General features: G+C 46.6%; 8 protein-coding genes and 1 other RNA gene. 2 read left to right on the top strand and 7 right to left on the bottom strand.

Going from position 1 to position 14,672, the window contains the following annotated elements:
- Positions 1-4: 4 nt before the first annotated feature.
- From QM717_RS14690 to QM717_RS14660, 7 genes are all read right to left on the bottom strand, one after another.
- Positions 5-733, bottom strand: coding sequence for a prolyl oligopeptidase family serine peptidase (locus QM717_RS14690; RefSeq protein ID WP_415038522.1), 729 nt, complete (start codon positions 731-733; stop codon positions 5-7).
- A gap of 12 nt (positions 734-745) precedes the next feature.
- Complete coding sequence (locus QM717_RS14685) at positions 746-2,110, bottom strand: glucoamylase family protein (RefSeq protein ID WP_415038520.1); 1,365 nt, start codon at positions 2,108-2,110, stop codon at positions 746-748.
- A gap of 120 nt (positions 2,111-2,230) precedes the next feature.
- On the bottom strand, positions 2,231-3,199 hold the full coding sequence (locus tag QM717_RS14680) for a LamG-like jellyroll fold domain-containing protein (RefSeq protein ID WP_415038518.1): 969 nt from the start codon (positions 3,197-3,199) through the stop codon (positions 2,231-2,233).
- A gap of 46 nt (positions 3,200-3,245) precedes the next feature.
- A complete protein-coding gene (locus QM717_RS14675; RefSeq protein ID WP_415038517.1) occupies positions 3,246-4,628 on the bottom strand; it encodes a RagB/SusD family nutrient uptake outer membrane protein in 1,383 nt (460 codons plus the stop codon).
- Between the two features lie 94 nt (positions 4,629-4,722).
- Positions 4,723-7,803 carry a SusC/RagA family TonB-linked outer membrane protein gene (locus QM717_RS14670; RefSeq protein ID WP_415038515.1) on the bottom strand — a complete coding sequence of 1,027 codons (3,081 nt, stop codon included), beginning with the start codon at positions 7,801-7,803 and terminating at the stop codon, positions 4,723-4,725.
- A gap of 222 nt (positions 7,804-8,025) precedes the next feature.
- Entirely contained in the window at positions 8,026-10,737 is a 2,712-nt protein-coding gene (locus QM717_RS14665) for a histidine kinase (RefSeq protein WP_415038513.1), read from the bottom strand.
- Positions 10,738-10,863: 126 nt separating this feature from the next.
- On the bottom strand, positions 10,864-12,066 hold the full coding sequence (locus QM717_RS14660) for an NAD(P)-dependent oxidoreductase (RefSeq protein WP_415038512.1): 1,203 nt from the start codon (positions 12,064-12,066) through the stop codon (positions 10,864-10,866).
- A gap of 223 nt (positions 12,067-12,289) precedes the next feature.
- Here QM717_RS14660 and QM717_RS14655 point away from each other — a divergent pair, with 223 nt between their 5' ends.
- The gene (locus tag QM717_RS14655) at positions 12,290-13,480 is read left to right on the top strand and encodes a serine hydrolase domain-containing protein (protein WP_415038510.1); all 1,191 of its coding nucleotides are present in this window, start codon (positions 12,290-12,292) and stop codon (positions 13,478-13,480) included.
- Positions 13,481-13,842: 362 nt separating this feature from the next.
- Positions 13,843-14,243, top strand: a transfer-messenger RNA (tmRNA) gene (gene ssrA / locus QM717_RS14650).
- The last annotated feature ends 429 nt before the right edge of the window (positions 14,244-14,672 follow it).

Raw genomic sequence — 14,672 nt, 5'->3', positions numbered from 1 at the left:
GATTTTAATGCTGTGTTTTGGTTTGGCCGAGCATCCACTGGTAAATTTCAGGGTGATCGTATACGCGCGTCCATGCGTCGTGGTTGGCATCATCGAAAATCGTCAGTTCGATTTTGGCATTGGGACAGGCTTTTATTTTTTTATAGATGGCTGTGGCATAATCGACACTGACGACATCATCGAGAAGTCCGTGAAAAATATGCGTCGGAATTGCGGCCAGCTTGCAATTTTCAATCATCGGGACGCGGTCCACGAAACCGCAAATCGGAACCAGCGCGGCAAACATATCCGGGTGTGCAATCGCCAGATTCCAGGCTCCCCAACCGCCCATGCTGAGGCCGGTGAGGTAAATCCGGTTCGGATCGATGTCGTTTTCCTTTTGGATTTTGAGGATGAGCTGATACAGCGCTTCCGCATTCCAATAGTCGTTTTCAGGACATTGCGGCGCCAATATGTAGGCGTCGAGTTTGTGGTTCTGGATGTATTTTAACGGGCCGTGGATCTTGAGCTTTTCGGTGTCGGTTCCTTTTTCACCGGAGCCGTGCAGAAACACGATCAATGGTTTTTTTTCCTTGGTCTTTTGGGGAACACTGAGCAGGTAACCCAATTCTTGTTTTTGGACCACTTCTGCTGCCAGGCTGCCTTTCACTTCTTTCTGTGCAAAGCCGCATTGCCCCTGGAGCAAAAACAGCAATGTTATAATCAATGGGCTTTGGGAACGGATGTACCTCATGTCAAACTACTTTTAGAACCCATGCTTCGAGGAATGGAATCCCAGCGTTTGTAATCCTGCCCTGATTTCGGGTGCGTTCATGAACAATTCCCACAACATCCCGGTACGGTAATTTTCAATCATGGGAACGATCGTTCCCTGGTCGATTGCCAAGTATCTTCGGGTAACCCAATTGTGGTGTGGTGAAAATGCGTCATACGGACCAGCCACGCCAATCAATGTCTCTGCGCGGTCTTCGTAAAAATGGCGCAAGGCTCTTTTCGATTCTTCGGGCGTGTAAGGGAATGAGGACAGTGCGGCGGTGGGCGAAATGACACCTTTGTCATTGTTGGGCTGGTGCGCCGAATAACCCGTCGACCCATCATTGTTCCTTGAATAACTCGCGGTCAAACCCCAGCATTTTTCATTGTAGCCATTCCAACCATTGGGATTGATCTGGCAGAAATTGTAAATGATTTTACTGTGGTTTTGGGTGAGTTGCCAGTAATCGGCGTATTGGTCGCTGAGTCCCGTCGGGTCCATCCCCAGATAAGAATAATGCGCCCAGAACAAAGGTCCTACCGAACTGGTGCCGTTGTATTTGAGCACCAATGGCATTCCATAAGCAGAGGCCGGATTTACGATGGCGCCGCTTCTGGCCCAACCTTGGTTGTAGGCGGCTGCACCAACTGGATGCGTCGGCGAAGCTGCAGCCATCACATACGTGATAAGACATTCGTTGTATCCTTCGAGCTTGAAATTCTTGATCCATTCGAAATTGGGCGACCAATGCCAATACAGCACGTTTTGTCCGCCCCTGGTGTACCAAGACCAATCGACCCCTTTCCAAAGTGTATCGGCCTTTTGTGCAAGTGCCTGTTCTTCGGCGGTACCGTCTTTGAAATATTCACGCACACAAATCAATGCCTGACACAAGAATGCGGTCTCGACCAAATCTCCTCCGTTGTCGTCTTCGCCAAAAGGCACTACATCGCCGTTGGTTCCATTGATCCAGTGCGACCATGCGCCGTGGAAACGGTCGGCATTCTCGAGAAAATTAAGCCCGGTTTGCAACCGCGTGACGGCTTCGCCCCGTGGGACATAGCCCCTTTCGATTCCGACCAGTAGCGTCATCAAACCAAAGCCCGACCCTCCGGTAGTGACCAGATTGGCATCGAGTGAAGGATTGTCAACATGGTACCTTTCGCGTGCCAGTTTTGAATTGGTTTCGGCATATTCCCAAAAGTATTTGAGTGCGTCTTTCTGGACCTTGTCCATCAACTCCTCATCTGTAAGTGTCGTGACTGGCGGAACTACAGGTGAGCTGTCGTTGGATGAATCCGAACATCCGCAGGAGAAAATAAACGGGAATAGTATAAATAATTTGAGGATTTTCACGGTGAAAGATTTTAATTGATAGGAAAGAATTGGTTTTGCTGTGAGGCTTTAAAAAAATAATTTGCTTGTTTTGAAGAAATAAGCACCGGAAAAACTCCCGGTGCTTATCCAAAATTCATTTTAGAATCCGTTTTTCTCTAATTCGTAGAGCGAGCCTACGTCAGAACCGCTCAAAGCGATGTTGTACAATCTGAATTCATCCAGTTTTCCGGCATAAGTTGTAGACCAAGCCTCTGTTCCGTGGCTAGAAGTGAGCGAAGGTGTAGTGGTGAATTGGTGTGAACCAAGCACCACCTTGCTGTAAGTACCTCCCCAGTTGATGTTGCCCCAGAGCGGCACATTGTTCGGGTTGCTCAAATCTCCAGGATCGTTCGAGAACGCGATGAATGAACCTGTAGTGTAACCGCCTTCAGGTGCCATTGCCGCTTCGATGTTGGCTGCAGGAATACCATTGACATAGCTGCTGAATCGGCTGGTTGTGGCATCGTAAGTCATGACCACGTGGATCCATTCGTTCAACTCACCGTCGATGTTCACGATTGGCCCGTAAGCTACCCAATTGATACCGGTGCGTTCGTTTTCGAAAAGGTATTTCAATCGCAAACGGTTCGGATGATCGGCACTTGGGTTTTCAAGGAAAACGTTCATGGCGCCCCAGAACTCATCCGGTTTTACCAATGCAAAAATTCCCTGTGTCCCTTTTCCTTGCTCAGGTGTTCCCGTATCGGCTACCGTTCCTGCCGAGTTCATCCAGAAAGCGATGGTAAAACTGTTCAGGTTGCCCACTGCGGTCATGCCGTCGTAAACGGAATAACGGGCCTCAGAAGAAGATCCTTCCCAAGCTTGTCCTTTGGCCCCGGCTGTGTAAGCCGCTTCGGTTTGCGTGCCGACGTTTCCTGTTTTTGAATCCGTGGCGTTGTTTTCAAAACTCCATTTGGCCACAAGGTTCGATGCCCCGATTTCATCAGAATTGGTGTATCCTGCAGGTGGCGGGGTGATGTTGTTGCCATCGTCGTCGCCGCAGCTTGTTAAGGAACCCATGCTCAAGGCAATTGCCAAGGAATAAACTGTCATTTTAATTGTCTTCATAGTTTAATGTTTAATGTTAATGTTTAAAATTTATATTAGGTTAGAATTAATTGTATCCTGGGTTTTGGGCCAATCGGCCACCGCTGGCTGAAATTTGCTCTTGCGGAATCGGGAAAACCTCGTGCCTGCCCACAATGAAGTTTTTGCCATTGGCCGCCATGGCCGATGCTGCCTGCCCGGTCCTTACCAGGTCAAACCAACGGTCGTGTTCCATGGCCATTTCAAGCCTTCTTTCTTTCCAGATCGATTGCAGGGTAACGGCGCCCGCATCTGCAAGCCCCGCCCTGTTCCTGATTTCGTTGATGCGGTCGAGCGCTTCTCCTGTATTTCCGATATGGAAAGCCGCCTCGGCCCGAATCAGCAAAAGATCGCTGTATTTGAGCACGCGCACGTTCTTGGCCGTCACCGACTTGTTGTTGTCCCAATCCTCGGCAATGCTGCTGTGGTAAGCCTTGTAATTGTATCTCGGATTGGTCAATGTGGTGGGAGCCACCTGTCCGTCCCACAAAACAGAAGGCACGAAAATGATGGTTGCCTCTTTTCTTAAATCGCCGGGTTCGTAGGCATTCATGAGGCTTTCTGATGGCGTATTGAAACCCCAACCCAAATCTGGATTGCCCCGTGGCCCTTGAACATTGGTATAATCGGTGATGCCATTGGTCAGGGTAGCCTGAATTTCGAAAATCGATTCGGACTTGTTCTCCCCGACTTGGCGCCAAACCTGCGCATAATCGCCAAGCAGCGCATATTCGCCTGAGGTGATCACATTGCCCGCCATGTCATACGCCTGCTGCCATTTTTCCTGGTACAGATAAACCTTCGCCAGTAAAGCCTGTGCCGCGCCTTTGGTCACTTTGCCCAAATCCTGTGGCGCATAACCGCTTTTCAAAGGCAGCCGATCGATAGCATCGACCAGATCGCTTTCAATCTGTGCATAGGTTTCCTGTTTGGATTTTCGGATGTAAACCGTATTGTTGACCGTTTCCTCATCGTTGATGTCGATTTCGGTCGTAATGATCGGAACACCGCCGAAACACCTGACCAGGTCGAAATACCAGAGCGCACGAAGGAACTTCACTTCGCCGATGTATCGGCTCTTTAAATTGGCGTCTATGTTGAACTGGTCGAGGTAGAAAATGGCCTTGTTCGCCCTTCCGATGCCGCCGTAGCGCGATTTCCATACTTCATTGAACGACAAGCTAGAAGACACGAAATCGAGGTTGTCGAGTTGGTGTTTGTCGGTTCCGTTGTCGCCAGGGGTCGAGCCTTTGTCGGCATCATCCGAAGTAATGCTCGTGACACCGATCCACGAAAACGCATAGGTTTCGTAATCGAGGTTTTTGTTGTAGGCCCCGGTGACCAGTTGTCTGGCGTTATCGGGATTGGCGAGAAAATCTTTCGAGCGCGATGGTTTTGTTCGGCACGACATCCAGATCATCCTCACACGAGCTGAAAACGGCCGCGGCGATGAACAATGCTGTTATTGGAAAATATTGAATATATTTTTTCATTTTCGGTTACTTTTAAAAATTGACATTTGCGCCTACGAGAAAAGTCCTGTTGGTCGGATAGGCATCGAGTTCGATACCCGCACCACGCAACGGATCGGCACCATCACCTCCTACGATTTCAGGCGAATATCCCGAATAGTTGGTAAAAATGAACGGGTTGACCGCAGTGACATACAGGCGAACCTTGTCGAGTTTCTCCCACATTTTTGGCAAGGTATAGCCCAATGTGATGTTGTTGATCCTCAAATAGTCGCCGTCTTCGATGTAATAGGTCGATGGCAGCGGTGTATTGTTGAAAGGTTTTGGATTTTCTGCATTGGTATTGTTGACCGTCCAGAAATCATCCAGGATTTCAGATTCGACGTTTTCCCCGCCAAATCTTTGCGCTTTCTTGCCGTTGTACACTTTGTTTCCGCCTACACCGTAACAATCAACCGAGAAATCGATGTTTTTGTAGTTGACCCCAACGTTGATGCCATAAGTATATTTGGGAACATAGGTACCGGCATTGATGCGGTCGTTGTCGGTAAGCCCGGCCTTGCCGTCGATCATGTCGTTGTATTTGAACGATCCGTCGGCATTGTAACCAATGTGTTCGAATACGTAGAAACTACCCAGCGGCGCATCGAGGAAGACGCGCTTGACCGTTTGCCCGTTGTTGAGGCTTCCCGCCTCGGTAAAGTTTTTGAAATAACGGCTGTCGATTCTCGAAACATTGTTCTTGTTGCTGGAAAAATTACCGCCCACCCAATAGCTCAGGTTGTCGTTGATGTTATCCTGCCAGCGCAAAGTCGCTTCGATTCCTTTGTTGGTCACCTGGCCCGAATTGAGGTAGGTTTCCTCCTCGGATAAAACCCTTGGAAGGCTTAACTTGAGGATAATATCGTCCGATTTTCGGTCGTAATAGTCGAAGGTTCCGGTCAATTTGTTTTGGAGAAAACCGAAATCGATACCCAAATCAATTTCCTTCATCGTTTCCCAGGTAAGGTTCGGATCGATTGCGTTGGCCACGAAAGCCCCGGTGTCAATGAGCGGTTCCTCTCCGTAACTGTAATTTTTATTCAACGTAAAGGCCAAATAGTTGAAACTAACCCCGTTACCATTACCCACTTCACCATAGCCTCCACGCAATTTAAGATTGTTCAGGAAGCTGATGTCTTTCATGAAATTTTCATTGGTAACGACCCAACCCACAGATACCGAAGGAAAAGTGTCCCATTTTCTTCCCGTAGCAAACGGGCTCAACCCTTCGCGTCTTACGATGGCGGTCAACAGGTATTTGTCTTTGTAGTCGTATTCTACCCTTCCAAAATAAGCCAGGGAAACCAAAGGCGTATTGTGGTAATTCTTAAGGTTGTCCGGCTGGGCCAGCATGGGTTCGTTGTTGCTCGAGAAATCGAGGTACCAATAATTTTTCTGTTCGGGAACATTGTACCGGATGGCACTCATGAACTCATAATTGTCGACAGTGGTCCTGGACATCCCCACGGTAGCCGTGACACTGTGATCGCCAAAATCGCGTTTGTAGGACAGGTAATTATCCCAGTTCCAGTTGTAGAGCTCGCCGCGTTTTTGCTCGAGCTTGTTGTTGAGCACCGTTTTGTTGCCAAACGTCCTGTTGTAATCGGCGGCAGTGGTGATGTGTGGTGGTTCGGTGATGTCATCCGGATTGCCCGCAAAAATATTTTGCGACAACCAGATGTCCCGCAAAGGTGTAAAGCTGAATTCCTTGACCCACTCGCCCATGGCCCCGAGATTGGAAGTAAACGTAAGATCCCGGGCCAGCTTGAGCTCGGCGGCCACCGAAGCGGTAATCGTTACATATTTCGATCTTTGGTTGTCGTATTCGAGTTGGGCCACCGGGTTGCCCACATTGTTGTATTTGTCGTACTCGGTCCCCGAAAGATCGTTCAACCCGTTGGCCTTGTTGATCATCGGTACGCCCCATCGCCCGTTCGGGTATTGCACCGGAACCAGCGGGGATTGTTTGTAGGCATTGGTAAATGCACTCAATGGCTTAGGCGTCTTGTGTGCCAAGGCCAAATTGAAGAAATTGCGAACCTTGAGCCTGCCCTCTGCAATATTGAACTCGTTCTTATTGAGGAGGTTTGTCCTTTTGTAGTCGGTTCCCTTTAAAATCCCTTTTTCGGTATAGTGCGAGACCCCAAAGTAATAATTGGCATTGTCATTGGCCCCAGAAAGCGAGACGGAATTGCTGGTCACCTCACCTGTATCGGTAATTTCTTCAAGCCAATCGGTATTGTACGGTTGGTTGTAGCTGTAATAACTGGAAGAACCCAACGCGGTGTTGTTGTAGTAGGCAAAACGATACGAGTCGGCCATATCCACTTTCTTGAGGATACTTTTTTGGCCGTAATACGCATCATAAGATACCTTGACTCCGCCTTTCCTTCCTTTTTTGGTGGTAATGATCACGACCCCATTGGCGCCTTTCTGCCCATAAATGGCCAACGAAGAAGCATCCTTTAGAATACTCATGGATTCGATGTCGTTCGGGCTCAGTCCATTGATGGGATTAATGGTATTGATGGCCGACAATTCGACCCCATCGATGATGTACAACGGATCTCTTGCGCCCAGCACTGTTCCCAATCCCCTGATGCGAACCGAAGGATTTCCTCCAGGCTCATCGTTGGTAACGATGTTGATACCGGCAGCCTTTCCTTGAATGGATTGGATGGCCGATTGGGCGGGGGTTTTGAGGATTTCTTCGGATTTGATCAAAGAAACCGAACCCGTAATCGCGCCCAATTTCTTAGTCCCGTAACCCACCACGATCACTTCGTTAAGCTTGTTTATGGCTTCCTTGAGATTGACCTTCATGTTTACCGTGGCATTGACTACGCGTGTCTCATAACCAATCATGGTAAAAGTAAGTTGTTCGCCGACTGCGGCATCGATGGTAAAATTTCCATCAAAATCGGTAGAAGTGTTCTTCCCCGATGCTGCTAAAATGTTGACTTCCGGTAGTGGCAACCCGGCTTGATCAGTAACATTTCCCTTGATTTCCTGAGCATTAGCTGCGATAGAAACCGACAGAATCGTTAAGAACGTACAGATAAAGTGTTTCATGTGTTAATATTGCTAGAGTTAGTTATCCTAAAATTAGCAAATTACAACGTTGTAGTTACCCAAGGGGGTTTCTTCACAACCACATCATTAAATTACATAAATTTAACACGTTGATAATCATTTATTTAATTACAAAAAAATCAAGCTTGGTGATAAAATGATGTAGTAATGATGTAATTCCAAACACTAGAACTACATCGATTTCGAAGCTTTTAGCAGCCGTTAAATCGTAAGCATAAACTTATATAAATTTTCATCAGGGGAAAGTCCCAACTTTTTCCTCAGACGGTAACGGTGCAATTCTACTCCGCGGAAAGAGATATTCATCAGTGGCGCGATCTCTTTGGAAGAAAGATTCATTTTGAGGTAAACGCATAATTTAATGTCCTTGGAGGTCAATTGCGGGAACTTGGATGAAATCCCGCTGATGAATTCATGATGGATCTGGCTGATGTTGCTTTCGAAAACTTCCCATTCATGCTTATTGACCGCATTGATCTTGATGGCCTTGAGAATGCCGCTTTTGAGTTTGTCGATGTCTTCCTCCTGCTGCAAGATCTGGCGGATGTTGTCGATCATTTCGCTTTGCTTGGCAATAGACAAGGATTTGCCGGCCACTTCGGAGGATTTGCTTTGGATTTCGAGCTCAAGGATGTGCTTTTCGTATTCCTGTATGTTGAGCTCATTCTGCGCCTTGAGTTCCAGTTCGAGTATCTTTTGCTGATGGTTGAGTTCTTCTTCCTTGAGCTGAAGCTTCTGTGTGTAGCGCAATTTGTTCCATTTGTAATACAAATAAAAGCTACCCGAGATGGCCAGCACATACACCAGTACCATCCAAACCGAAAAGTACCATGGATTATTGACATCGAATTGGTACTCCGCCAATTCAACATAGTTTTTCCCATTGAAATAATAAAACGCAACACGCTGATTGCCACTGTGCAAATTGTTTAGCAAAATATTCCCGTTGCGCACCCGCAAATACTCTTTCCCGTCATTGAGCCGGTAAAAAATGTCCTGCTGGTTGTAGCCGTATCTTCCGGTCACCACATTGATTTCGACAGGGTGATTGTATTTGATTTCGGTATTCGGCTTGATCAAGTTTCCTTCGTAAAATCCTTCCACCACTACCTTCCCGGCGTTGACCCTATTCCTGTTGAGTTCATAAGACATGAATCCGTCATCGAGGTTCAGGAAAATCTTGTTGTCTTTCTTGAAGATCCTGGAGTCCTCAATGATCAGTTTGCCTTCGTAGTATTTTTCAGGGATGAGCTCCCAAATAAACTCATTATTGACCTGTGAAATTACATACAGCAATCCCGAATTCAGGATCAGGAAATGCTCGTCATCGACCGGGATAATGTCGGAAATGTTGGGAAACGCCGCATTAAAAACCTTGTCTCTTTCGAGTTTGGCCGAAATCGAATTGTAACGGTACCAGATTTTATTGATCAGGAACAGGATTTCGTTCTTGTAGCCAAATATTTTCACCCCAAAGTCATTCGAAATGCCATTGCGCTGCGAAATGTTCTCGACTTTTTGGGTCTTGAAGTTCGAATCGTAGGTGATGCGGTACAAGCTTCGGTAGTTGTCGGCCGCCCACAATTCATTGGGTTTGTTTTGCACGATGTTGCGGATGGGTTTGGTCAATCCTTCCAAAGTCCTGTAGCTGGCCAAATCCTCATTGGTATAGTAGACGATTCCCGAATAATGCGCCTGAAAATAAGCCTTGTCGTAATCGCTTTTGACAAATTTCCACCCTCCACTGACATTGTTCACCTTGCGCAATTGCTTGCCGTCATACACAAAAGTCCCGTCGTTGTGGCCCATGATGTAATTGCCGTCGAGTTTGTAGATGTCCCAAACCTGGCCCTGCGAATTCGGTATCGGGCGGAGCCGCTTGTCCTTGTAGATGAAAGCCCCGTGATTGGTTACGAAAAGATAATCGTCGTCGATCATTGACATCGCATACACCGAACCGAGCACCCCCGAATTGTCGGTAAAAACATTGACCGAGGAATTGATCTCGACATGGGCAATCCCGTTGTCGAGACCGAGCCACAAATCGTTTTCATTGTCCAGCAGAATCGAAAGCACCGCGTTGTTCTTGATGGCATTCTGTCGGTTGATGCTCTTGAAGGAATTGTCCTTTAAATTGAAGATGTAAAGCCCCTGTTGCACGGTTCCAATGGTCAAGATACTGTCGCTGACAAATTTAGCCGTCAGGATTACTTCTGTCTTTAAATCATTGTTCAACAAGTTGTTCCAAGCCGTCAATTGATTGCCTTCTTCTATAAAAATTCCATTGGCCTTTGTAAAAATATAAGTCTTGCCTTGGTTCTTTTCGATGTGATGGATTACATCGTGCTCAATCTCAGACCAGTTTTCTTTTTTGACAAACCGCTTGCCTTGCATTACATAAACGCCATTGCGCACCGATGCGATGTAGATTTGATTGTCGACCAAATAACAGTACGAAATCTGGAAAGGAAACCGTATTTTCTCCACCCCATGGGCATCATAGACAAACAGTTCATTGAACGATTGGAAATAAATGCGACCGCCTTGGGTAAAAATTTTCCAGATTTCCTCATTGGCCGAGCGCCCCGAAAAAAGATTCTTTCCTTCACTGAGCGAAAAGTATTTCATCTTGCCATCGATGCGCTGCCAATAACCAAATTCCTTGTACGAACCGCAATAAATCTTATCCCCGATCGCATATACCGCACGGATAATCGTCTTGTTGGGAAGCGTATACTTCTCCCATTTGACACCGTTGTAGCGCAAAAAATAATGGTTGTTGGCAAAATAGATGGCATTGTCCTTCCCCTGCGTGACATTCCAGTTCTGGTTGTCGCCGTGGTATTCGGTCTTGGTGAAATTTTCCACAAAAGGCAACAATTCCTGTGCGTGCAGGCCAATGGTGAAAAGCAAGAAGAAAAGAATTTTGGACGCCGTCGGTTTCAAAGGATAAGCATTTATCCCCAAATATAAAGACATTTCCGCATCCGATATCGTTTGCAGAAATAAAAAATGCTTCCCTAAAGAAGCATTTGGTATTTATTTTCCGTCGGCGTAATCCTGCAAGTACTGGAACCTTTCGGTGAGTTTACCGTTCTCGGTGATCTTGGCGCGTTGCAAAATCCCGTCCTTGTCCCCGTTGAAAAAAGCCGGGATGACGTGTTCCATAAACATTTCGCCAAAACCTTCGCTGGCATCCTTGGGCAATTCGCAAGGCAAATTATCGACCGACATCACGACAATCGCACCGGGGTGAAAAATATCGACCTCCGCATCCTTGCTCGGCAAATAACCAAACAACGGATCGGCAATCGTCGAGGCTTTAATCGTACAGGCAATCGGTCCTTCTACATCGCAGGTAATGTCGGCCACGACCTTGATCTTGCAATCGGGCGCACGCAACATTTCGCGTGTCAGGATCACCGGCGCATCGTTGGCGTAAAAATGCCCGGTCATGAAAATATCGGATACCTTGGTGAAACGTTCAAAATCTGACGTATATTCGGTTGGATTTTCGTAGAAATCATCTTTTGCAGCAGGTTTCCCATCGATGCGTTTGTTGTAGTCGAGCGTGTCGAGCTGCACATAGACAGGCTGCGTATAGTTTTTGGACAAATAATCTTCGACCGAAACTTCCTTGATTTTCATCGCATCGAGGATTTCCTTGGCGCCGTTGGCCACTTTGCCGTGACCGGTCAGGACAATCTTGATCGGTGGCAGCACCTGGCGCTTGAGTTTTTCGATCAGGGCCGGTTTTCCCGAAAGCGTTTCAGCCTTGGGCAGATTGAACAATTCGAACTTGATCCCGAACGCACGGATGCCGTTATAGGCCCCGACGATACCGGCGTATCTTCCGAAACCGATCAAGCGTTTGTAGTTTTTATCGACAATGGTTTCGTGGTCGTACAAATCGATGTTTTTCTCGAGAATCGCCTTGAGCAATTTTTGGTTGTGCGGTTGCTTCTTGATCGTGTGCGAAAAGAAAAAATATTTCTTGTTCGGAATCAGCGCTTCGACAGGCACTTCTTTCACGCCGAACAAAACGTCACAATCGCTGACGTCGTTGGTGACTTCAATACCAAGATTACTGTATTCTTCGTCGGTAAAAAACCGGATGTCTGAACTTTCAACTTTGATTTGGGCTTCGGGATGCGCGGCCTGCAAACGCGCCAGTTCTTCAGGCGTAAAAACCACCCTCCTGTCCGGCGGGGTTTTTCTTTCTTTGATGATTCCGAACTTCATTATTTGTTTGTCTTGTAACTAAAAAAATTTCGCTGCCAAATGTACCCTTTACGATAACGTTTTCAAAACTTTTTAGCATTTAAAAATATCCACACGCGAAGCATTGAAAACCAACTAATTGACAACGATTGTTAACAAATTTTATATAATCCTTAACGAAATGCACAATTACGCGATAGTTTGTTTGGTTATATTTGTTTTTTAAGCACAATCGAAATACCACATGAAAGCCCCTTTCAGATACTTATATATTGTTTTATTCGTCGCTTTGTTTTCGGGTTGTTCCAAACAGGACCGTTCCGAAGACGACAAGGAACAACTGAACGAACGCACTTACCTTTGGATGAAGCCTTCGCGCGTCAAATATCCCCAACTTTCCAAGGCGTACAAAAATGATAAAAAAGCCGCGGTCGAGCGGTTCTGCGACAAATATTTCCGCAACGAGAACAACAGCGTGAGTTTGCTCGTGGCCAAGAACGGCCAAATCATCTACGAACGTTACCAAGGCTGGGCCGACAAGATGGAAGGCACCAAAATCAACGCCGATACGCCTTTGCACATCGCTTCGGTGAGCAAGGTTTTTACGGCCACGGCGGTTTTGCTGTTGGTCGACAAAGGCAAATTGGAACTCGACCAGAAAGTCAGCGAAATCCTGCCCGAGTTTCCCTACAACGACATTTCCGTGCGCAATTTGTTGAGCCACCGCAGCGGTTTGCGCAATTATGCCTATTTCATCGAGGACAAAGGCGTTTGGGATTTGCACCAGACGATCACCAACCAGGACATCCTGAACCTGTTCACCGAAAAGGAAATCAAATGCGATTGTCCGGCCGATACGCGCTTTTGTTATTGCAACACCAATTATGCGATGCTCGCGCTCATCATCGAGAAAATTACTGGGATGAAATACCCCGAAGCGATGAAAACGATGATTTTCGATCCGCTCGAAATGCACGACACCTATGTATTCGATTACAACAAAGACCGAAAGACTGCCGTTCCGTCGTACAAAGGCAACATGATGGAAATCGGGCTTGACCATTTGGATGCGGTCTATGGCGACAAGAACATCTACTCTACCCCGCGCGACATTCTCAAGTTTGACCTGGCACGCACGGCGCCGACTTTCCTGAACAAGAAACTGCGCGAGGAAATGTATAAGGGCTACAGTTACGAGCACAAGGGCGAAAAGAACTACGGCCTCGGGATGCGCATGTACGAATGGGAAGGCGGACAGAAATTCTATTTCCACAACGGTTGGTGGCACGGCAGTACTTCGTCGTATATTTCTTTGGTCAAAGACAATGTGACGATCATTGCGTTGTCGAATAAGTTTACGAGAAATACGTATGCGGTGAGGAAGTTGGCGCCTTTGTTTGGGGATTATCCGTTTAAGTTTGACGATGAGGAATAGACCGCTTCGCTAAAAGATAAAAGACCGCTGGCGCTGCTAGAGCAAAGACCGCTTCGCTGCAAGACTTTGACTCCATTCGCGTGAAGGATTGCAGTGGAAATCCTTTTATGAAATGCAATGGAATAAAAGATTGCAACGAAAAGCCTGACGGCGGCCAATAAATTTCTTTCTTGCACAAACGTCACCCGCCGACACGCCCAAAAGAGATACTGCACAATAGACCGCTGGCGTTGCTGGAGTCAAGACCGCTTCGCTGCAAGATTTATCCAACTTTATCTTTGGATTAACAATCAAAAGTGAATTTTCCTGCTATATTTGCAAACTCGAATTTCGAATATCCAATTTCGAATGTTGAAATTTAAGGGGTCGACTGGTTTTGACAGCAAGATCAATTGAACCGTAAGCACGTCGAGAAGGGGGACAAATTCTCGTAAATCCAGAGTCCCAACACTTATAAACGGCGAAAATAACTACGCTTTAGCTGCATAATCCGAATCATAGTAAGATAATGCCACGTCTGTACCAGGTACAGAAGCTGGATTCCTCTCGAAAGCCTTGGTTTGTGGCGGTCGATCAAGAGGAACCGTAAAAATAAACCTAGGATTGGCCTTGCCTTGTGGCCTTTCTGACAACTTAAGAGGCTAAGCGTTGTGTGGCCGCTGCCGGCCAGGCGCAACGTCGAAAATCCAATCGGCAGATAAACGTGTAGAAAGCGCTTTGGTTGCTTGTTTGGACCCGGGTTCGATTCCCGGCGACTCCACTAAATGAATCCGTAAATCGTTGTAGAATAATGGTTTACGGATTTTTTTCTTTGCAAATATGTTGTAAATATCTGAAAATTAAAGGAAAGATTGAAGATCAACTGAAAAACACTCCGACTAAACAAGTGGCAGATGAGCGAAATTATAAGGTTCGCCAAGTAGCGACGATGACGCAAAATCGGTTGCTACAATTACCAACCATTGCCGAATTGGATTGCTAAAAGCAAGCAAGGTCGGTAAGTTCCGGCTAATAACAGAAGAAAGTTATCTGAACTACAAAAATAATGTCTATGACCCGAATCGGGTTATCCGAAGTAATTAGAAACCAACGACTGAACCGATGCCGTCAAAAAAATTGGCGGCTTTGTCTGTAAAACAACCCCATACCCCATTTTTATTTGACTTTCCAATTTCAACCCTCATTTTTAGAG

The sequence above is a fragment of the Flavobacterium sp. genome (genome assembly GCF_047602195.1).
Classification (GTDB): Bacteria; Bacteroidota; Bacteroidia; order Flavobacteriales; family Flavobacteriaceae; genus Flavobacterium.
The sequence above is the reverse complement of the archived record's forward strand: the minus strand, read 5'-3'. Positions and strand labels throughout refer to the sequence as shown.